The organism is Paraburkholderia sp. DHOC27 (assembly GCF_003429005.1).
Lineage (GTDB): Bacteria > Pseudomonadota > Gammaproteobacteria > Burkholderiales > Burkholderiaceae > Paraburkholderia.
The window spans coordinates 45,812-66,826 of the sequence record NZ_QVQV01000011.1 but is presented as its reverse complement, the minus strand read 5'-3'; the positions used below and the strand labels follow the sequence as shown (position 1 = coordinate 66,826).

Below are 21,015 nucleotides of genomic sequence, written 5' to 3'. Positions count from 1 at the left end.
GCAACATCGATTAAACGATGCGTATCGGGCCACAGACACATCGCCCAGGGGCATCAGGCCTTCAACCCAGTTCATAAGTTTCACAGTTGCTTTGATCAGGAGATGTCAGAGAGCGTCTGCTGGTACTGTCACTGCCTGGCAATCCTCGGCGCGTGCCTTATTGAGGCATTTGACCATTCTCGCCTGCGTCCGCTCGTCCGGCGCATAGATCATCACTTCCGCCAGGTGTTTCAGACATAGCTGCCCGAGCAGCAATGGCGCCTGCATGTCGGTCGCGCGGCCAAACGAACGCAGAAATGAAAACACTGCGCGGCGCATGGCTACGTCGGATTGCTGACATCCGGGACAATGTATGAAAGCGACGGGCTCGGCAGCAGGTGCAGACTCGGGCGGCGGACCCTCGGCCGCCGCATCGGCGCTCGCCGCAGGCGCGTTGAACCAGCGGGTAGATCCGCGCCGGCGTTTCCGCACAAGTGATACAACTCGCCTGCGAGGAGGAGCAAGCGAGACTTCGACGTACCGCTGGGCCACCGCCAGCGCAACGTCCGGGTCGCCCGTATTCAGGCACATCAGGGTATGCTCCGCGCACGTCGGAAGCGTCAGCCAGGCCGGCTGCCCGAGCCGGATGTTTTCAACGACCGCCTTTAGCCAGTGGCGCCGGCCGCTTTCCATTTCCATGCATACCGGGCAAGAATCGGTGGAATGTGCGGGCGCATCGTCACATGCTGATCGTTCCACGAGACCCTCTACGCGCGGATAGAGGGCATCCGTCAGCAGTCCTTCAATGGGGCAACCGCTGCTGGCATCAGCCGCATCAATGGAAATGGCTGCCGAGAGGATATGCTCACTTCGCTTACGCAGTGCCGGTCGCATACGTACGCGCAGGGCGCCCTCTGCCCGCCCGGTCAATTGTCGGGCATGCTCGAAACAGACCTGCGTTGAGAATAACGAACGCAGTGAAGTTCTTTTACTCTCGAGATCGAGCAACAATCGAGTTAAGAGGCGACCCTCCAGTCGGCTGGAGGAAAGGCAGGCGGGGCAACGTGAGCGCGCCCCAAACAGAAGGTCCTGCAGAAATTCATCCTGCAATTTCGTTCTTGCAAACAGTTCGCCCAACCGGGTCGTCGCTTCCGAAACGCATCGGCGACTCCAGTCAGCAATGTCGGGATCGCTCTCCTGCAGTCGCTGCCAGTGATGGTCACAGAACCCCATGCTGGCAACCAGCGCTTCCGTCAGCGTGCAACGCATCCGCCGATCTGTCTGCAGCCGGCGCAGGTAACGCTGATCAGCCTCGATCAGATGCTGACAAACAACGCAGTGCCACGGATGCGCCATGCTCTGGTTCATGATCGCACCACGCAGACAGGGTGAATCTGGAGCAATCGCAGGTCACGCATACTGCTGCAGTGGCCGCGTTCTGAAGGAGGCGTGCCGGCATGTGCTGGCGCCGTTTCGGCATGGAGATATCGCGCTTTCCTTTGCGGGTGTCGGGCATGAGTGCTCCGCCACAGGAACGCTACCCCGACCTGCCGGAACAGGATCGTACCGCTTGTATTTTTCACACCAGGGCCAGCCGCGCAACGCGCAGCGCTGTGACTAGAAGCAGGGTGACCGCATGGATCGGGCCAGCTCGGGCGGATGTAAAGAAACGCCCACTTCGTCTTGCGCCGGTGTGCGAGAACGCTGGTATGGGGGCGCTTATCCTGACTTGTCATGGTTCTCCTACCGTGCAACGGCCAAGCCGCCGCATATGGCGTGTATCCGGTAGGAGTCATCAGCCAGAATGGCATTAGGGGAACTCCATCCCCATGACCAGCACGATAAAAAAAGCCGGACCTTTCGTCAAGTATGGGCCATGTGGTCGCGCTGGAAGGCCCCGCGGCGAGCCGGTATGATTGAGCGCCTTTTTGGGGAGGATAAGAACGTGCTGCCTTATGTTGTCGCGCTCTTGGGGACCGTGTTTGTCGCGGCAACGCTACTCGACGCCTTCGAAGTTGTGCTTTTACCTCGCCCGGTTCGTCATCGGGCGCGCCTTAACCGGTATTTCTTCCTCGGCACATGGCAGATCTGGTCGCGGCTCGCCTCCCGACTACCCGCCGGACGCCGAAGGGAAGACTTTATTGGCGTCTACGGTCCCCTTTCGATGGTGCTATTGTTCACGTTGTGGGCGGTCTGCATGATCATCGGGTTCGGGCTACTTCAATGGGCATTGCGCGAAATAACGGCCGACGGCCCTTCCCGGTCCTTCGCGCGGGAAATGATTGTGAGCGGAGATGCTTTCTTCACGCTCGGGTATGGCGATATCGTGCCCCGCACGCTTGCCGCCCGTCTGCTGGTCATTGTTGAGGCCGGCACAGGCTTCGCTTTTATCGCATTCACCATCAGCTATCTGCCCGTGCTCTATCAGCATTTTGCTCAACGCGATGCGCAGATTATCGAGTTCGCCGCACGCGCCGGAACGCCTCCGTCGGCCGCTCAACTTCTGGGCTGGCACATTGCGAGAAGGCAGTTCCAGCAACTGGACCAATGGCTGGCGACCTGGGAATCATGGGCCGGTGAACTGATCGAAAGCCATTCAACGTACCCCATGCTGGCGTTCTACCGCTCCCAGCATGGTGGTCACTCATGGTTGGCGTCGCTTGCTGTCGTGCTTGACACATGCACACTGATACTCGCTGGGACGGATGATGGTCGCACGCTTCAGGCCGCTGCGACCTTTGCTGCAGCCAGACGCGTACTGAACGAAGTCGGAAGCTCACTGGATGTGATCTCGCTTCCATGGGACGGCAATACAAGGGCGGCCGATCAGGACATTGTCCTGTTGATTGACGCACTGAAGCAATCTTTTGAGGGCTGGCGCAACTCGCCTGACACTCTGGGCTTTGTGTCCGATCTTCGACGCGCCTATGAGCCGCAACTGTCTAGCCTGTCGGTCTATCTCATGCTTCCGTTGCCTGACTGGGGCGCCTCCTCGCTTCTTGTCGCGGGTCCCGGCCAAGCTGATCTTATCCATCAACTCGTCAGGCGCAGCGGCACAAACAAAAGATGAGCCGGCGGTCGCCGAAAATAATGCAGAAAAAAGCGAAACATGAGAAAGCTGGCTTTTCGGTACGGGACAATGCCGCTGTGTGCCACGACAGCGAGACCGTGGCCATCGAGGGGAGTGGGTGGTAACGGTTTAGGCCCCTCGGCGCGAGTCAATGGATCAACGGACTGCATTCGCACTTAAGCCGCTTCCGGCGCCTTAAGCTGTCCGCTCGACAATTGTGTCGTGCACCGCACCTAGCCACCCTCCCATCTGCGCCAGATCGCCGTCTACCCGCATTTCACCGGCGCTCAGAAGCCTTTCGACAGCGGCGGGATAGTGAGGATCGGCACGTACAGTTTGTTCAAGGCGCGTGCTGCTGCAGCGGTTATCTCGATCGTGATATCCGCCCGCTCGCCATGCTGCGCTCCAACTCTGAACGACGGCCTTCCGCGGACGATGTCGAAACGAAGACCCTGGTCAAGGTTTTCGGACAATGCCACTCCATCGGTGTAACGTTCGACCAGTGACAGATTGAGTTCTGACGGGAGCCCCGACTGTGAGGCGGCTTCGCACATGAGCACGCCCACCATCTCGAACCACTCCACCGTCCCCTGTTGCAACCTCGGGTTCGTCGGCATCAGAACGCACCTTCAAGGGGACGGCCGCCGTCATGCACGGTTAGCGCAATCTTGCCTCGTATGTGCCCCTGGGCAGCCCGCTCATGCGCCTTGTGAGCATCGTGAAGCGGGAACTCGCTGTCGATCCAAACGCGGATCGTGCCATCGTCGAGCAGGCGCCCAACATCCTCCAACTGCGCACCATTCGAGCGCACTTGCGTTGTCGATACAGTGAAGCCCTGTGCGGCGGCCTCCTCGCCCCCGGAAAAACCTAACGGAAACACAGGGAACAAGGCGCCCCCACGCTTGAGGGTTTGCAGAAAGCGACCCGTGCTTGGGCCGCCGAGCGTGTCGAGGACAAGATCGACATCACGAATGACATCCTCGGGCGGTGTTTTAGTGTAGTCGACGAATTCATCGGCCCCAAGTTCTCTCAGGAATGTCTCGTGGTCGCCGGACGCCACGGCGATCACACGCGCACCCTTCCACTTCGCGATCTGCACAGCGAAATGTCCCACACCACCCGCAGCGCCATTCACAAGGACGGTCCTGCCCTCGAGCGGCACCGGCACGTGCTGCCGCGGCTGAAGCGGATTCTGCTCATCGTGCCCTAGCGCTATCATGAACTGCCACGCCGTAAGCAGTGACATCGGCGCCGCGGCAGCATGCACATGATCGATGCCCGATGGCTTATGTGCGATTTCCGATGCCGGCACGCTGACATATTCAGCGTACGCCTGGCTGTCGCCTGCGAGACCGGAAGGAAAGCGGACCATCGAAAAGACTTCGTCCCCGGCGCAGAAACGCTCGACACCATCGCCGACCGCTTCGATGACGCCCGAAATGTCGGTTCCCAGAATAAGGGGGAACGTCACCTGAGGCCGCCATTGCGGGGGCAGCGTTTTGTAGCCTTCGCGCAGGTACCAGTCCGGGGGATTGAGACCAACCGCATGTACCCGAATGCGCACGTCGCCGCCCTTGATCTCGGGCTTTGCTGCGTCCTCGTAGCGCAGCACCTCGGGACCGCCGCACTCGTGCTGGCGAACCGCCTTCATCATTTCTGTGGTCATCGTTTTTTCCCAAAACCTGGCAGCGCCGCCAACGAGACACGACGAGGTTGCCGTTCCTTTGCGGGCGCCTAATGAACTGGACCATGTTTCACCGACAGCCGGATGCCGGATGCATCAGCTTGTCGACAACCCAATATACCGGGGACTAATTCGGTTGATAATGACGGTTTGGTTCGCTTCAATAGTGCCATGACGGAACATATAGGTTTGGAGCGACTGACCGGCTTGATCGCGTTCGCAAGGGCCGGTTCGCTGGGTAGTTACACTGCCGCTGCCCGTTCTCTCTCGATATCGCCTTCGGCTGTGAGCAAGAGCGTGCAGCGGCTGGAGCAACGGCTGGGGATATCGCTCTTCACTCGCACAACCCGATCTTTGACGTTGACGCCCGAGGGCCGCGAACTGCATGAGCGCGCGCTGAGGCTGCTGCACGATGCGCAAGCGATCGAGCAGGCGGCAATAACAGCACGCTCGGAGCCGTCAGGTACCCTGCGAATCGCCGCGCCGCTGCCGATCGGCATTCACGTGATCGCGCCGGCGCTGCCCGCGTTGCGCAACCGATATCCCAAGGTGACGGTCGATCTAAGGCTTAACGATCAGGTCGTCGATATCGTCCAGGAGGGGATTGACGTCGCGGTGCGAATCGGTGATCTGGCAGATTCGCGGCTGTTATCCCGGCGCCTTGGGCCGCTGCGGCTCTGCGCTTTTGCTTCGCCCGGCTATCTGGCAGCGCGTGGTACGCCCGGGCACCCGGACGAACTGGCAGGGCATGACACCGTCAACCTCCGCTATCAAGGCACCGGTCAGCTCTTTCGGTGGCCTTTCCGGATCGGCGATAGGGTGACGGAGATCGTGCCACCTTCAGCCATCGTGGTCGACGTCAGCGATGCGGTGGTCGCAGCGCTTGCAGCCGGCGGCGGCATTGGCATCAGCGCGACATTTATTGCTGCGCCCTATATCGCACGCGGCGAACTCGTCCCGATCCTGTCCGACTTCGCCGTCGAGCAGCACAATATATGGCCATCTGGCCGGAAAGCCGCCGGGCCAACCCGGCTGTGCGCGCGTTCCTGGCGCTGCTGCAGGATATTTTTGAGAAACGGATCACAGACGGGTCCTAAGGACGTCCTAAGGACCTGCCTTGCGGACTACCGGCCGAACGGGGCGCAACTCGCGCCTTCTTGACGCCGGTCGGCAGCACACGCCGGCAATGCTCCCGACGGGCGCGCGACCTGGAGATGGAATCAGGCTAGCGCCTGGATCATTTCCGGCAAACTTCAGTTCGAACCGATCTATCCTCCGGCGGAACTGCGCCCGATCGGCAGCGACACCCCGCCGAATACCATTGCCATTGGCGTCGTGTGCATCGGACTGACGACCCATCCCGTTCTCAAACTGATCGCATTTTCTTGCTCGACGTTACCGCCGGACCACAAGCTCCCCGAAAGTACGTTCGCCCCGCCCCACTACTCCTAAAAAACTGTCTGCGCGTCTCGCTTCCCGATCACGGCTACGCGCGCGCCGGGCCGCAGCTCAGCGGTTCAGCAGCCGCGCCAACGCCGAGTCCAAAGCCGTGACCGATTCAACAATGACGCGCACGGTAGCGCGATCGAACTCGTGGTCGCGCTGACCGTCGTGTACGCCGCTGTTAAGGTAGCCCCATTCAATGCTTCCCGCACCGACACCGAGCAAACGAGTCAATGCGGCAACGACGTCGGTTGCACCGGCATGCTGCGCCGCAATCCGATCCACGGCAGATCGCAGTCTAGTGCACTTGTTGTTCAGTTCCCACGGCGAGCGCGGTCCCGCGAGTTTGAGTTCGATACGTCCGTCCGAGCGCCGTCCAAGCCACGTCCAGAGCCGGTCGGTAAGGCTCTCAAGGGCGGGCCGCGCCTGACGCAGCGCCTCCCGTTTCTCGTCGTTTGCGAGCGCGTGTTGGGACAGCAAAACGTAGTTTCTGGCCGGTGGGTCGCTGTCCACGCGAAGCTGATGTTCGCCGCTATGCGGCAGGAACTTGTAGCGCTTGATCATTGCGGCGCGCTGCGCACCCAGCTCCTGCTGGATGCGGTGCAGGAACTCCTCTGCATGAGAGGTCAGGACGACCTGCTTGCCATCCAGCAGGCCGTCCTCGAAAAACGTGCGCCAGATGCCATCGCGGTGTTCGTCATCGATCGCGTTGACGACATCGTCGAAGATGACCACGGAACAACCCTGTGCAATGTTCTTTGCGAGCAGAATTGCCAGGCCGAGGCACTTGATGTGTCCTTCGCTAAAAACAATCAGTGCGTCATAGCGCACGCCCGGTTCGCCAGCGAATTCCACTTCGATCTTGCCGTTTTCTGCCACGGGAAGCCACAGTGCATGCAGCAGATCCCCGGGTGGATCATCGCGATTGAATGCGTTGTAGAGATTGCGGGCTTGTTCTCCAAGACCTTGCAGCAGCACGCCTGGCAACGCGGCCAGGTAGGCCTGGATCTCGGGCAGAAAACCGTCGTACGCAGCCTTGACCCGCTGATGCTCCGCTACCACCGGCACCTCTGTCGCGACGGCCTGGATCAGTTCGCGGTTCACCTCGTCGAACTGGGCCACGGTCTGCCGGGCTGCGCCCAGTTCGTGGTCCGCTGTCGCGCGCATCGTCCGCAGCCGTTCGATCTCCAGCCGGTGCTGGTCCAGTCTGTCCCGCTCCTGCGTCAGCGCGCCGCGCTGGGCATGCACTTCCCGAGCCTGCGCGTCCCTGAGTTCGATGATTACGGCGGTCCGCAGCAAAGCGTTCCAGGCGTGCCGTTCACCATCGACCCACGCGCCGAGCCAGGTGCCCGCAGAGGTGGGAGGCAGCACAGGCAAGGCCGCAGCGTGTAGTTCCGCAGGACACACGTTCGCAGCAACCGCGACCACCCGGCGCATCTCTTCCCACAGCGCTCGCACTGCCTCGCGCAACTGCGTCTGAAGGCCGGCCTCCTGCTGCTGCAGGGCGGCCAATTGTGCAAGCTGCTCCAGACCGGCTCGCGCCTTTGCAAAAGGATCCTGCGCTACAGCGCCCAACCTGGTCCCGCATGCAGGACACGCCGTCGCGCCATCGGCCAGGGCCAGCACCGCCTCGTAGAGCTTCGCGTAAGACACATCTGCGGCGCGGGCGTTGAGTTGCCGGGACGATTCCTGCCACAAGCCTTGAACGCGGTAGGCCTCTGCCAGCAGCGCCTGCAGCCGGGCTTGGGTCACCTCATGGATCGCAGGTGGGACCGCATCGAGCTGGGCTTGTACATACGGCAGCCGCCCTTGTTGCTGTGGAGTACCAAGTAGCCAGTCGACACACGCCTGGTAAGTCGCTCCGGGGGACATGCGCTGCGCCAGGGCGCGCTCCAGTTCATCAATCGCCACAATCTTTTGCGCGTAGGCGGCGATTGTCTGCTCGGAGTTGGCCAACTGGAGTCGACGCTGTGCCAGCTGTTGCGCCTGGGTCCCGACGAGCATCAGGTCCTGATCGAGCGACGGGTTGAAGCCGCGAACGAATTCGCTGAACTGATCCACGCCGAACAGGGTCGCGATGAGCTGTCGCTGATCGCCCGGGGTTCGTGCCGCGATGCGGGCGAAGTCGTCGAGCCGGTTCTTTTCGATAAAACAAAAGCGGTACTCGGATTCATCGGGCTGCACGATCTGGGTTTCGTCTGCCGCCTTTGCCAACAGGGCTGGGGCGACATGGCGACGCAGACGCGCGTTGTTGCAATAGATCCGCTGGTCTACCCGCTTGACCTGCGCTTCGCTAATGGAACCCAGCATCGCCACTTCCAGCGCTTCGCAGAAGCTGCTCTTGCCGGTGCCGTTGGCGCCGTAGACCAGGGTAATGTCATGGCTGAGGTCGAACGTCTCCTGCTGCATGAACCCGCGAAACGGCCCGACATCGAGTCGGTGCAGTCGGCCGAGTGGCGGCCCGGCTTCCGGCCCGTGAGCATTTCCGTCATACGCAACAGGCATCCGTGCCAGATCGGCTACGGCCAGCGGCGCCAGCCGCGTGGATCGCCCACGGCGTGCAGCGCCAACTTCGGCAAGTGTTTCCAGATGATTGAGCACCAGGTGCGCGAGCCGACGTACGTCGTCGTGCACTTCTCGCTGTGCAAGGTGCACAAGGAAGCGGTGGTACTCCGAATAAATGCTTGCCATGCAGTCCCCTCTACACAGAAAGACGCGTTTGGTCGCGTTCGTGGCAGTGTTAATTGGCCTCGCGCACCGTAGCGCGCGGTCGACTCGTGCTTCGGTTTGCCGTTATGGCCTATGGAAGTTTTTGGCAAAATAGTTGATTGTCTTCGCCGCCTGCGTTCCCTGTCGGAAGCGCTTCTGCTCCTTGAAATCGATCGAGGGCAGCATGTGGATGAGTTGATGATCTGCATACAGCGCCATGACCTCCCTCGCATCGAGCGCCCCCGCACGCTGCCCGGTGAGCGTGTTCGCCGCCTCGATGGCCGCGCCGATCATGACGTCCGCCAGTTGCACCGCGGCACTGGTCCTGGAATCGACCTGCGTCACTGACTGCAGCTTGAGCGGAAAGGTGATGCTCGCGATTTCGGACTGGCGAAAGGTGATCACGTCCTCGTGGCGTATATAACGTTCCAACAGGTCATGGTACGTGAGCAAGTTCTTGGACTGATCGTGCTCAACCCGATACGGGTTTTCGACCATAACCTCCATTCGGCTAATCAATGACTGCAGGACCACCAGGGCCGCATCGGTGCTGACGCCGGGGGTGGAGATTGCCTGAAGGCATTCTGGCGCCGCGAACTGCGCCAGGGGGCCCAGCGCCTCCGGCAGTTCCCGCCAGCGCGAAGCGCGAGCGGCGTCGACCAGATCTTGAAGGGCGACCGGACTTTTCTCTTTCATGGCACGTTGGAAACTTGCCAGCAACCGGTCGAGCGCCCCTTTCCCGAGAAGTGTCGGACCAACTACGTACAGTAGCGAAGCAAGCGAGTAGTTCTGTCCGTCCTGATAAAAGTCGACCCCGCGCTCGTAGTAGAACGGCTCAACTGCGTATTCCAGGAACATCAGCAGCAGCAGGAAGCGCTTGTCGCAGACGTAGGTCACGCACTTATGGTGAGTCAGCAGGTCGCGCTGCAGGGCCAGCAGGCGCGGATGATTGGCTGGCCGGCGCGCAAGGGACCGGTACTTGAGCTCATCGGCCTGCAGCCGGGGAAAGTGCTCCCGGATCAGGCGCCTGGCTTCGTCATCCTCGATGGCGATGGCCGTCGCCCCCTGGAACCGCTGCTCGGGGTTCAGCAGGTCAAAGCCGGTGTAGCCGCTTTCGTCGATCCGGAAGCATTCCATTCAACTCTTCCCAGGGATGATGGACACCCCGATGCGCTCGGCCAGATCAAGCACGGCATCATAGGTGCCAGCGTCGTCGATCAAGCTGCGCGATTCGCCCCCCGCCCGCAGCGCCCCCTCGCTAATCCGATCACCGAAGAGCATCACGGCGCGCGCCGAATCGTCCTGCCTCGAAACCCAGGAAAGGCCCTGGGCGGTCGGACATTGACCATGGATCGCCATCGCCCATTTGCGCGTACGGGGATACTGGTCTTTCTCCGTGTCGATGAGCTGCTTGCGCGTCACGCCCAGCTTGCGCAGAGGCACGCTGGCGAGATCCACCAGTTGTAGAGGCGCCTTCACCTGGACAGTGGAATGAACTTGGCCCGCGAGCTTCGCCTTGTCAAAGCTCTTGAACCCGGCGGTGTGCGGCACGTCGTGAAAAACCGTTTCCATCAGTGCGCATGGCAGGTTCGTACCCGCGTACAACGTTGGAATTGGCCGCCCCTGATCGTTCTGGATCGGACTGAAGCGGGCGTCGCCGCGCACGCCGGGGTTGAACTGGTCAGCCCGGTATTGGCTCTGGTGCACGCGGTGGAGTACCGTGTTCCCGGCCAGCTCCGTGAAGCTCACCTGCAAGTTGCCCGGAGGCTCTGGCGTGTCCGGGGAAGGTTCGCCGCCAGAAGCGACGTCGCTCATCCTGGCGCGCCGCTTAGCCATGGGCAACTTCCTCGATCTCGTCCCTGGCGGCGGCAATAACGCGCTCCGGCGCCGCAGCCAGCAGGTCCTGAGGCCGCTTGCCGCCGAGGAAGCTGTTCTCGGACCGGAACCAGTAGGCCATGCCCCATCCATCCTTATGCCCAGCGAAGGTCTCAATGACTTTGGCCAGCGATTTCAGCGGTCGAAAGCCTGCATCCTGATCCAGACCGTAGCCCGGGAAATAGTCGATGCCACCGTGGTTAATGGCGAAGATCTGCCCTTGCTTCTTCCATTTGTTGGGTTGTGCGCTTGGATTCCGGGTGCTCAGTCCAGCCAGTTGCGCGATGTGCGCGGCGGTGAGCCAATCGCCGCTCTCCAGCACAGCCTTGCGCGCCTGGACCAGCATGCTCGCTTCCTTCAGCAGCCGGGGAGACGGCGGGTTGCGCGGCACCAACACTTCGGCCAGCCGTTCGAGCGATTCGCGGTCCTGGCGCTCGAGCAGCACCTCGAACATGGAAGAGGCGACAGTGGTGAAATTCTCTGCCAACGTAGCGAAAACGTTGGGCTTGATGTGATCGAACGTCACCACCAGCACGTGATCAGCATGAGACCGACTAAGCCGGGCCTGTATTTCCTTGGGTGTGCCCACCAGGGTCGACACGCCGGGATGGTCTGCAACGACGCTCATGGTAGATCCTCAAAGGGTTATTCAGACTATCGAATAGTATCATAACTTTCATAACTTTGCCTGCCGGTGGTCTCGTCGCCCCTGACTCCCGAGGAGCAGGCGATGCGTCCGATCCGGTTGTACATTGTGGGCAATGGTTTCGGTCTGTGGCATGGCGTTCCTTCCAGCCTCGGGAGTTTCAGTGGGCATGTCCGGGCCTCGGAACGGAACGTCTATCGCGAGGTTGCGGCCTATCTCCCGGCCGGTGTGGACTGGTGCCACCTGGAGGTGGCCCTTGCTCTCGAGCGATCCTGGTCATCATGACTTTCAATACGAGGTAGACAGCGACCTTGGCTTGTTGGAGAAGCGCCCGGAAGGAAGGTGGCCGAGGACGGTTCTCAAGGCATCCACCTCCGGAAATTTTTCTGCCCGGCATGGATTGAGGCGGTCGCTCACGCACGCACATAGCCACCCCGCACGGGCCAAAATTTGCCACGCGGCCCGTACTGTCGGTGGCTGCAGCGCGCGCTATGGCGCGACGATCTGGATGGGGAATACGCGACAAAGGAGGCGAATGTCGCGGCGACTCCGGCAACTCTTCATCTGGGCGAACAACGATCGCGTGCACTTCATGATGCGGAGCCACAGCTATATTGCCGCGCTTTTTTGGGCAGGAGCCGGAGGCTGCCAACGACGTATCACGCTATCAATCTGATATTCGGTCGGTTCGCCAACCATCGCTCAAATTCGATCACCGGCATTGGACGTCCGTACCGGTAGCCCTGCACGTAATCCACGCCGAGCGCCTTCATGAATAGCTCCTCGGCCTCCGTCTCTACACCCTCCACAACCACCTTGAGACTGAGCTCCTGCGCCACGGCGATCATTGAGCGCATAAGCGCCTGAGCCCTCGGTTCCGCGTTGATAGACCGGACAAACGTCGGGTCAAGCTTGATCATGTCGAGGGGAATTCGTCCGAGTTGCGCGAGAGACGAATATCCGGTACCGAAGTCATCAAGATGAACTTCGGCGCCAAGTTCCTTGAACTGTGCGATCAGTTCAATCGCGGTCGCTTCGTTCTGGATCAGGCAGCTTTCGGTCAATTCAATGTCGAGAAGACTGGATTCAAGCCCGGCGTTTTCGAGGGCTTCACGGAAGTCATGAACCGCCGTGCTGTCGACGAGCTGTCGCGCGGAGACGTTGATTGCGATACGCAGGTCAAGACCCTGCATTTTCCAATGTGCGGCCTGAGCGGCGGCGGTTTGCATTACCCACCGGCCAAGCGCGCCGATCAAGCCTGATTCCTCCGCGTAGCGAATAAACTCGCCCGGCATGACAAGTCCTCTCTGAGGCGAGTTCCAGCGTACCAGTGCTTCGACGCTGCGCACGGCCCCAGTGGCAAGGACGAGCTTCGGCTGGTAATGCAATGTAAGCTCGCCCGCGCCAATGGCGTGTCGCAGGTTGCTATCCAGCCAGACATATTCAGCCACCATCCGGTCCATCTCGGGCGAAAACATCCGGAAGGTGTGCTTTCCTTCATCCTTCGCGACATACATCGCGGTGTCAGCCGACCGGATCAACGTTTCGACGTCCCCTCCGTGCAGGGGCGACAGCGCGATGCCAATTGAACAGCTGGTATTGACCTCGACCAGGCCTACGCTAAACGGCACACGCATTCGATCGAGAATGCGCCGGGCGATCGCCTCCAGGCTTTCGGCAGTGGCACCGACAACTAGCACAACGAACTCATCGCCGCTGACGCGGCCCAATGTATCTCCTTTGTTCAGGCAGGTCGCAATCGCCACGGAAACGTCCTTTAACAATCGGTCGCCGAAGACATGACCATAGTGATCATTGATTTTCTTGAAGTTATCCAGGTCTAGGAACAGGATGCCGACGGACTGCGCGTGGGCACTTCGGGCGATGCTGACGGCGATTTTGTCGTGGATCGAATTCCGGTTCGGAAGGCTGGTAAGCGGATCGGTGTTTGCAAGTGCCAGCAGTTGCCGCTGGGCGAGACGCTCCTCGGTAACGTCAGCGCCGCAGCAGATCAGAAAGCGCCCTTCGCCGCCTTCGCTCCACCTTATAAGTTTGTTGCGAAACAGGAAAAGTCGCTCACCGTCTTCGGTTTTAATCGCCAGCTCGATGTCGTCGGGTTCCTCCTGAGCCAGCAGACGCTGGATGCGTTTACCGGATACAGGTTTCCCGCCAGGCCGAACAAAAATTTCCCCGATGTCCCTCCCGATGATGTCGGCCTCGCGCAAACCCGTTACTTCTTCAGCGAGCCGGTTGAAGCGCCGGACATGGCCACAGCGGTCAATAATCAGGACGACGGAATTGACCTCAGACACGACCTGCTCAGCAAACGAGAGGCAGTGAACGAGTTCACGCGCTACCGCCGCCGAATCGTCCGCTGCCGCTGCATTGCCCGCCCATAGGGTTCCGGTGAGCTTCCTGCCGACCAAGTGAAGACAGAGCGGCTCCCCGAGCACGCAGACATCCAACGCCATGTGCGCGGTGACGCCCGTCAGTTCGCGGATCTGGCCGGCTTGCTCGCGAGCCAGGGAGACCACCACATCTGCCGCCTCTCCGATCGAAGAAGCTAATTGCAGAGCATTACTGTCGCCAGTCAGTCGCCAATATGGATTGCGAGTGCCCAGGCGGGCAAAGAGTAAGTTCGAGCCCCGGTCAGCAGACATGATCCCCTCCCCGGACACTTGTTCCCGGAAAGGATCGAAATGGAATGCGCCGACGTTGCCCGCTGGGCCAACTCAAGGATGGCGATACGGGACGTGAGAGAGAAACGAGGAGCGGCCTTGAGCACAACGGCATATGCTGCAGTCGGAGAAAGCAGATCATCGTTTCACCTATAGTCAGGGAAATGCCGGCACGGTACGCCAGAACGGACTATAGGCATCATCAGCCACAGACGTGGCGGTTGAAGGAGAATGCCATCTCCACATGCAGAATACGCGCGGCGTACGGCCGCTGGCAAGCGGCACGTGTAAATCCGCAAACGGCGCCGACGAGGACTGCTTGGGGCAATGTTCCGCACCGGCCCGCTCGGCGCCTCGATGCAGCGAGAGTGCGGCATGCTGCAGTTCGTCGGGCAGTGCCGCAGGACACACCTGCCGCAGTCGGCAGCGCACACCATCACCGCTGGCTGCGACTACTCCGGTCGGGAGCAAAGGTGCAGCAAAGCCCATGCTCCAGACGTGCCTTGTCCGGCCATCTCACGTTGCCAGAGCGTCACCGCTGGGCCAGTCTCCCCGCGAGCCTCTCTACGAATTGAAGCACCATCGCCCGATCGTCCGTGCTCAATACGCCGAGCAATTGCCGTAGATATTTGGCCTGGTCACTGCTCCGGGAGCTGCCCTCCGTCATCAGATCAGCGACATTGCATCCGAATATCTCTGCCAACTCGACAAGTCGCGGTACAGTTGGCATCACGACGCCCCGCTCGAGGCGGGATATCGCCTCGTCGTGCAGTCCAAGTTCCTGGCCAAGCTGCTCTTGTGTCAAGCCACTTCTCGCCCTGTGTTTCGCGACAGCGCGCCCGATAGCAATGTTCAGGTCGCCCAGATCGATTGCTTGCATGTCCACTCCTCGCTTGATCTCCATGGCTGGATACATTCCCACAAACTGAACGCAATTGAGCCCCGTGGAGGTCCTTTCAGATGCTGCTGGAATGATGGTCGCTAACGGACATGCGTCGCAGGCGCAATGCCGTAGCCGCCCGGTTGGATCTTGCGGTTGTCAGCACCTCTGGGTCGCAAAGCGATGGCCATGAGGCCAGGTGCCGAAAGCCGTATGCACTTTCTTCATGAAAATCTCCCCCAACGCTGGCACAGGATGCCGAGCTCGGAATTTTTTTCGAGGCAAGCGCGACAGCGCTCCGTTCGACAATTCGGCCGCGCACTTGCCGGCCAACGATTTTGGGAAATGATGAGTGGAAAGACAGGCGTCGGGATAGCTCCAAGGTTCAAATCGAATCAAACCCGAGCGTGCGGCGGAAGGCAACCTACACCCCCTGACTGCTCAGGTACGTGTAGGCATCATTAACCGGATAGTCCCGGTGGTTATCGGAGGAATGCCATCTCCATCTGGTAGTTAGTCTAACCGAGCAGGAGATAAGAACGCAACATTGCGCACCCCTACCTCCAGCCGCAGCCTTGGGAATGCCCCTCCGCTCGGAACACCGAGGTCGACCGGCGCACCCCAACGTTGTACGGCGAATTCGAAAACGAGGCCTGCGTCCGCGCACCCACGAGGCCGGACCCGGAGCGGGCACAACCATCCATTGGGCAGGATGCGTCAACCTCCGGTCGGGGAGGTGAAGACCCGGTCATCAGTCTGCATGGCCTGACCGGCGAATGCCGTTGACAGTCATTTGCGGTTCACCGCATCCTTGAACGCCTTGCCTGCGGTGAACTTGACGGTCTTTGCCGCAGGGATCTGCATTTCAGCGCCGGTCGCCGGATTACGACCGACCCGCGCGGCCCGCGCGCCCGTCGAAAACGAACCGAAGCCGACCAGTTGCACCGTTTTTCCCTTCGTCAGCTCGCCGGTGACGGCCGCGATCACTGCGTCGATCGCCTCGGCTGTCGCAACCTTGCTGCTGCCAGTCGCCGCAGCGACAGCGTCCACCAGTTCCTGCTTGTTCATTACCAATTCCTTGTTATGAGTGATACCGTCACCCTACCCGATCGGTATGCTTCTCCGCAATTGCCCCGAACAGATGGTCAAGGGTCAACCCGCTCGTTCGTGCTGTAGGAACTGCAACGCCACCAAGTGTCCGTTGCACGAGCCTGCCACGTCGGCACCGGTCGGTGGCCGTGATGCTGAAACGCGTTTGTCCGGGTCAACGACCGCCCCGCCTTGCCACGTCGATGCCGGGCCTCCGCCGGCGAATTTCCTTCCGTCCTGATCACAGGATCGCCCAAAACAGCAGCGCCAAACGCCATCGGAACATAACGCGGAACAATGCGTGATATCACAGGAATGCGATTAATTGAGCAGGTGTTTGCCTATCTCAATTCTTGTACGACCCACGACGTTGCATTCGTCAGCCAAACGTCTATATTTGACAGGTGAAAGTACGCTCCTGTCTGGGTTCGCCGTGCTGAAGGGAGTGGTCTGACGCTGCACTCCGTGCCCAAAGGAGAGAATCATGGGTTGGATGAAACTCGCGTTGATTATCGTTATCGTCGTCGGTATTTCAAAGGGCATTCAGTTATTCAACCAGCATTGCCGACGCCGTTTCGGTCATACTTTTTTTACGATGCGCGGGTTCTTGCTCACTGCCATCGCCGTCAACCTTATCTGGTGGGGTCTGTATTTCTGGGCGAAAGCGATCCAGCAGCATGCTCCCACGTCCGATGGGCTGATTCTCATTGCCCTGGGTCTCGCTGCGACAGTATGGCTGCTCCATGAAAACATCCGCGACACAGATCTGCTGCATGGCATCGGTGGATCATCCCTTCAACTTGCGCTGTTCTTTCCGTTGGCCATATGCAGCTTCCCCCTTCTTCTAGTCGCGATGGTGGTCATCGTCGTCGCCTCGTACAAGGGTGGGCCCGCCCTCTTCATTGATCGCTGAAGCCGAAGCATCGGCACATTGCTGGCTCGACGCCGCGCCGAGAGACGGGACGAGGCCAGCGGGTAGCGGGCCCTTTGTCAAAACAACCCCACCGGGTCCTTCGCTCTGTCCCAGCTATAGATGATCAACTCGCCGCGCAAAGCGGTGTTGGCAGGACCGCCAACTGTATACGGCAGTTCAACACGCTCCCGTTCAAACCCTGAGAACAGATCCTGAAATGCCGCATGATCATTGAGCGTAAGGATCGCGCGCCCCTGTAGCCCCCTCAGCGCCGCTGCCATGCGTTCATACTGTCCGAATTCGAACGGCACGCCGTAGCCCTCTGTCTCGTAGTACGGGGGATCGAGGTAGAAGAACGTGTGAGGCCGGTCATACCGGGCCATGCATGTCTGCCAGTCGAGTTTCTCAATGTACGCGCCCGACAGTCGAAGATGTGCCGAGGACAGCGTCTCCTCAATACGTAGAAGATTGAGCCCAGGCGGCGAGGTCGTGGCCGTGCCGAAGGTGCGCCCTTCCACACGGCCACCGAAGCAGTTCTGCTGCAGGTAATAAAACCGCGCGGCCCGCTGGATGTCAGTGAGCGTGTGTGGTGGCGTCTCGCTCAGCCACCGGAAAACCTCGCGGCTACTCAAAGCCCACTTGAATTGCCTCACGAACTCTTCGAGGTGGTGCTGCACCACGCGATACAAGTTGATGAGCTCGTCGTTCACATCGTTCAACACTTCGACCTCAGCCGGCGGCCGCATGAAGAAGAGTGCCGCTGCACCCGCAAACACCTCAACGTAACAGCTGTGCGAAGGAAAGCGCGGAATGAGCACGTCCGCGAGCCGCCGCTTGCCACCTACCCACGGAATGATCGGCATCGCCATACCTCCCTCCTCTGCTCAACGTTCCACTCCGACGTCCGGAGCCTCCGGAAACAGATCCGGTTGCGCTTCACCACGACGTGCGTGACGCAAATCGTGGGCGTGAACGGGTTTGCGATCGCGTTGCCGTACATCCCGATCACTGCGCTCCATCTCTGGCCTGTCGTGCTGAACCGGCATCGTCCTCACGAAGTCGGTGATCACCGCTGCCAGTCTGCGATCGTCCGCGGTCTGCGAGCCCTCCATGGCATGCAACACGCCCCGCCATGCTTCAAGCGGCGCGGCATGCGCGGCCCACAAGGTGCGACGAGTCGGCTCGTCCAACTCGGATCGCCAGTAACGCGGCATTTCACCCCGGGTCGTCATATGCACGACGGCCTGTTTCGGATAACGTCGTGTCTCGCCCCTCGCGAGTCGGCGCGTCGCATTGGCGTCAACACCGTGCTCACGCAACTGGGCCGCGAACCGCTCACGCCAGCGCTGCAGGTCCTGTTTGCGCGGATTGAGCCGCTTTCCGTCCGGTCCACGTACCTGAATGCTCAGATGCACATGGGGATGCGCCTCGTCATCGTGCGCGGCAAAGACGTACCGTCTGCCGTCGCCGAATTCCTCCGCCGCGAACGCGCGCGCAGCGTTGCGCACCGCCTGCCGGTCTGTGCCCGGCGGCATCGAGAGCAGCACGTTGAACACTTCCCGCCTTCGGCTTTCTTCCGGGATACCCCAGCCACCGAGGTGCCACGCATTCGTCAGATCGTGCAGTGCCTCGCGGCCGAGCATGGCCATCCCGTCCTGATCCTCGAGTTCGACCCGTCCGTTACGCGAGATGTAGCGCAGATGACGGCGCACCGCGCCCATGCCCTGCGCGCCAGACGCCTTGTTCGTGATCTTGACCATCACCTCGGAGGTGCGCCTGAGCGTGCGGGCAAGCTGCTCGCGCATGCTTCGTACATCGCGTCGGAGCTCGCCGCGTGACATGCGCGGCGCACGCACGTGCCGCAGCGGATCGTGGAAAAGCCGGTCTCCCCAGTTCAGCAGCATCTGGTCGACGTATGTCTTCGGGAACGGCATGCTAGCGGCTCCAGCGATCGAGGTTGGCGCGCAACACCTGCGTCACTGTGCGCAGGTGCGCATCAATCACGGCACGCGTGTCCTCGAACATGCGCCCAGCGTCGCGCGCACCACCGCTTGCCTGCAACCGTCCGAGCAACGTCACGATCGTGGCCAGATGCTGGTTCGAGTCCGCAAGCAGTCGCATCTCGCGCTCGCCCAGTTGCGGCTCATGCACGAGCTGCGTGCGGATCACCGTGACCATCCAGCGATTGACATTCAGCCCACTGGAGAACGCACACCGGCTGGCCGCTTCAAGTTCCTCCTGCGTGAGACGGATTTCGACGCGTTCGCGATGCCCCTCGACGAGAAGGCGGCGACGCTCACGGCCAGGTAACCCGTCTGACGGCTCGTCCCGACTCAACACACCGTGGACCAGTTGCCGGACCCCATCGGCCGCCGTTACGCCGTGAAGGGCACACCACGCCTCCCAGCGTGACTTCGCCGGCCCGAGATCCACACACAGTCGCGCACGCGAGGCCATGTCTGTGCTCCTACAGGGACGGAGGCGCCGGTTCTGTTGGCCCACGTTCTACCTCACGGGTCGGGGCGCGCTCCGTAGCCGTGCGGGTCCGGCGACTGCGTGCAGAGGGCGCCTCGGGATCAAACACGCGCGGTCGCGGAACCGCAACGCCCTCCGCCACGAACGCGGCAAGCAGCCGTTGCGCGTGCTGCTGCACGCGTGCGATGGATCGCTCGCTGAAACCCTGCTGCCGCATCGCGGCGGTCAGCACCGCCATCTGCACGGCACGCTCCTCGCTCGACACGGCGGAAGACTCGCGCCGACGGACGGCCTGCGCCTGCTCCGGCGCTGCGGTTTCACTTCTTCCGGCATCGCCCTGTCTCGCTGTCGCCCCGGGGCGCGACTGCGCCCGCTCCTGCCCTATCACATCAACCTGCCAGGTATTGCGATAGACCTCCTTCTCCTCTTCGCCGATCACATTTCCCGTCGCGTCGAGAACCGGAACCGTCACTGTCACGAGACGGCGGCCAAGGTTTTCGAGCATGACCTGCTGTCCGGCAAGCGCGCCGGACTCCGCCACGGCCCGTTCCAGGTCCACACCCCACACGACATGGTCCGCGCCACCCGTATCGCGATAGACAACGTAATACGAGTCGCTGCGCGCCGGGTTGTGCTGATAGGGCGCGCCGCCGTGCTCGACCAGTTCGCCCATGTAGCGCTGCCGCTCCTGCCCCTCGGGCTCGGACACGCGTGGTCCCGTTTCGGAAGCTGGAGCGGTTCGGGGCGGCGCCGCCGGCGCTGGTGGTGGAGTCGATGCACGAGCCTCTGGCGCCCGGGAAGCATCGCGCCTCGCTGGTTGCGCCACCTGCGATTCGATGGGGCCAGGCGCCGCCTCGAGCGCTTCTGGTCGATTCGCAGGCACCTGCGCGGCCGCGGGCGTTTCCATCACGTCAATGCGATTGGTCATCCGGTCACGGCGGCCTTCGGCCAGACGCGCGAAGTCGACTGCCTTCGGCGCGTACCCGCTCACCTCGATGCCGAGCAGCGTTGCCTGAACCCACACCTCGCGGCGGAACTGCTCGTGGCCTGACACCCGGATGCGCCCCCACGCCTTCGCACGGGCCATGTCCACCATCGACTCAACGACATCGGGGCGGTTGTGTTCCGTCACGAGGTACGGACCGATATCCTCGAACGCGAGCTGATGCGGCGCGTCTTTCAGAAAATACTGGTTGCCAGCCCGCAGGTAGCGCTTGCGCACCGTCTCCGGCGGACTGCCAAGCGGTGCCCAGCGCGCGGCCGATGCATCTTCGGCGCCATGGGGCGCCGCCGGAGACGCGGGTTGCTGTGCAGCGGCCTGCGGCGGGCCATCCGCCTGGATGGCCTGATCGCGCAGCCGCGCCCGCACTGCATCGAACTCGCGGCGTCGGCGTGCCACCATTGCGTCGGCCGCGGTCTGATCGAAGCGCTGCGCGCCTGCGGCGCCGCCCTGCGGATCCGGGACGGGCGGCGGGTCCGGCTCGATCACATTGATGACCGGTTCGTCCGCATGCGGGCCGGAAGAAGTTGCGGTTTCATCCATCATGGATCTCCCTCTGATCACTGCACTGGCG

General features: G+C 61.4%; 18 protein-coding genes and 3 riboswitches. Of the genes, 4 read left to right on the top strand and 14 right to left on the bottom strand.

The window, feature by feature from the left end; all coding sequences use genetic code 11:
* Window positions 1-105 precede the first annotated feature (105 nt).
* A complete protein-coding gene (locus D0B32_RS32395) occupies window positions 106-1,347 on the bottom strand; it encodes a hypothetical protein (protein WP_147329584.1) in 1,242 nt (413 codons plus the stop codon).
* A gap of 411 nt (window positions 1,348-1,758) precedes the next feature.
* A riboswitch (Fluoride riboswitch) is annotated at window positions 1,759-1,817 on the bottom strand.
* A gap of 74 nt (window positions 1,818-1,891) precedes the next feature.
* On the opposite strand from D0B32_RS32395, the gene D0B32_RS28835 reads away from it, so the two are divergent.
* On the top strand, window positions 1,892-3,049 hold the full coding sequence (locus D0B32_RS28835; RefSeq protein ID WP_259295200.1) for a potassium channel family protein: 1,158 nt from the start codon (window positions 1,892-1,894) through the stop codon (window positions 3,047-3,049).
* 287 nt (window positions 3,050-3,336) lie between these two features.
* Here D0B32_RS28835 and D0B32_RS28830 read toward each other — a convergent pair whose 3' ends face one another.
* A complete protein-coding gene (locus D0B32_RS28830) occupies window positions 3,337-3,666 on the bottom strand; it encodes a hypothetical protein (protein WP_220444976.1) in 330 nt (109 codons plus the stop codon).
* Window positions 3,666-4,715: an NADP-dependent oxidoreductase gene (locus D0B32_RS28825; RefSeq protein WP_117337739.1), complete on the bottom strand. Its 1,050-nt coding sequence runs from the start codon at window positions 4,713-4,715 to the stop codon at window positions 3,666-3,668. The genes D0B32_RS28830 and D0B32_RS28825 overlap by 1 nt, the downstream gene beginning before the upstream one ends.
* Before the next feature lie 207 nt (window positions 4,716-4,922).
* Here D0B32_RS28825 and D0B32_RS28820 point away from each other — a divergent pair, with 207 nt between their 5' ends.
* Window positions 4,923-5,894: a LysR substrate-binding domain-containing protein gene (locus tag D0B32_RS28820; protein WP_259295199.1), complete on the top strand. Its 972-nt coding sequence runs from the start codon at window positions 4,923-4,925 to the stop codon at window positions 5,892-5,894.
* A 348-nt stretch (window positions 5,895-6,242) separates the two neighbouring features.
* On the opposite strand, the gene D0B32_RS28815 is transcribed toward D0B32_RS28820, so the two are convergent.
* From D0B32_RS28815 to D0B32_RS28800, 4 genes are all read right to left on the bottom strand, one after another.
* On the bottom strand, window positions 6,243-8,867 hold the full coding sequence (locus D0B32_RS28815; protein WP_117337738.1) for an ATP-binding protein: 2,625 nt from the start codon (window positions 8,865-8,867) through the stop codon (window positions 6,243-6,245).
* A gap of 102 nt (window positions 8,868-8,969) precedes the next feature.
* Complete coding sequence (locus D0B32_RS28810; RefSeq protein ID WP_117337737.1) at window positions 8,970-10,022, bottom strand: DUF3800 domain-containing protein; 1,053 nt, start codon at window positions 10,020-10,022, stop codon at window positions 8,970-8,972.
* Window positions 10,023-10,700: an RES family NAD+ phosphorylase gene (locus D0B32_RS28805; protein ID WP_220444975.1), complete on the bottom strand. Its 678-nt coding sequence runs from the start codon at window positions 10,698-10,700 to the stop codon at window positions 10,023-10,025.
* A gap of 13 nt (window positions 10,701-10,713) precedes the next feature.
* Window positions 10,714-11,388: a hypothetical protein gene (locus tag D0B32_RS28800; protein WP_117337735.1), complete on the bottom strand. Its 675-nt coding sequence runs from the start codon at window positions 11,386-11,388 to the stop codon at window positions 10,714-10,716.
* A 102-nt stretch (window positions 11,389-11,490) separates the two neighbouring features.
* On the opposite strand from D0B32_RS28800, the gene D0B32_RS33260 reads away from it, so the two are divergent.
* Window positions 11,491-11,691, top strand: a complete 201-nt coding sequence (locus tag D0B32_RS33260; RefSeq protein WP_404935614.1) for an AbiH family protein — start codon at window positions 11,491-11,493, stop codon at window positions 11,689-11,691.
* Between the two features lie 374 nt (window positions 11,692-12,065).
* On the opposite strand, the gene pdeR is transcribed toward D0B32_RS33260, so the two are convergent.
* From pdeR to D0B32_RS28780, 3 genes are all read right to left on the bottom strand, one after another.
* Window positions 12,066-14,066: a cyclic di-GMP phosphodiesterase gene (pdeR, locus tag D0B32_RS28790; RefSeq protein WP_117337734.1), complete on the bottom strand. Its 2,001-nt coding sequence runs from the start codon at window positions 14,064-14,066 to the stop codon at window positions 12,066-12,068.
* 204 nt (window positions 14,067-14,270) lie between these two features.
* Window positions 14,271-14,335: riboswitch (Fluoride riboswitch) on the bottom strand.
* 281 nt (window positions 14,336-14,616) lie between these two features.
* A complete protein-coding gene (locus D0B32_RS28785; RefSeq protein WP_117337848.1) occupies window positions 14,617-14,964 on the bottom strand; it encodes a helix-turn-helix domain-containing protein in 348 nt (115 codons plus the stop codon).
* 445 nt (window positions 14,965-15,409) lie between these two features.
* A riboswitch (Fluoride riboswitch) is annotated at window positions 15,410-15,477 on the bottom strand.
* Between the two features lie 276 nt (window positions 15,478-15,753).
* A complete protein-coding gene (locus D0B32_RS28780; protein ID WP_117337733.1) occupies window positions 15,754-16,032 on the bottom strand; it encodes an HU family DNA-binding protein in 279 nt (92 codons plus the stop codon).
* A 505-nt stretch (window positions 16,033-16,537) separates the two neighbouring features.
* On the opposite strand from D0B32_RS28780, the gene D0B32_RS28775 reads away from it, so the two are divergent.
* Window positions 16,538-16,966: a hypothetical protein gene (locus D0B32_RS28775; RefSeq protein WP_117337732.1), complete on the top strand. Its 429-nt coding sequence runs from the start codon at window positions 16,538-16,540 to the stop codon at window positions 16,964-16,966.
* 77 nt (window positions 16,967-17,043) lie between these two features.
* On the opposite strand, the gene D0B32_RS28770 is transcribed toward D0B32_RS28775, so the two are convergent.
* Genes D0B32_RS28770 through D0B32_RS28755 form a run of 4 tightly spaced genes read right to left on the bottom strand, consistent with a single transcriptional unit; the run spans window position 17,044 to window position 20,987 of the window.
* Window positions 17,044-17,835, bottom strand: coding sequence for a DNA adenine methylase (locus D0B32_RS28770; RefSeq protein ID WP_117337731.1), 792 nt, complete (start codon window positions 17,833-17,835; stop codon window positions 17,044-17,046).
* A 15-nt stretch (window positions 17,836-17,850) separates the two neighbouring features.
* The gene (locus D0B32_RS28765; protein ID WP_117337730.1) at window positions 17,851-18,900 is read right to left on the bottom strand and encodes a relaxase/mobilization nuclease domain-containing protein; all 1,050 of its coding nucleotides are present in this window, start codon (window positions 18,898-18,900) and stop codon (window positions 17,851-17,853) included.
* 1 nt (window position 18,901) lies between these two features.
* Entirely contained in the window at window positions 18,902-19,423 is a 522-nt protein-coding gene (locus tag D0B32_RS28760) for a plasmid stabilization protein (protein WP_117337729.1), read from the bottom strand.
* A 10-nt stretch (window positions 19,424-19,433) separates the two neighbouring features.
* Window positions 19,434-20,987, bottom strand: a complete 1,554-nt coding sequence (locus D0B32_RS28755; RefSeq protein WP_117337728.1) for an LPD7 domain-containing protein — start codon at window positions 20,985-20,987, stop codon at window positions 19,434-19,436.
* Window positions 20,988-21,015 lie beyond the last annotated feature (28 nt).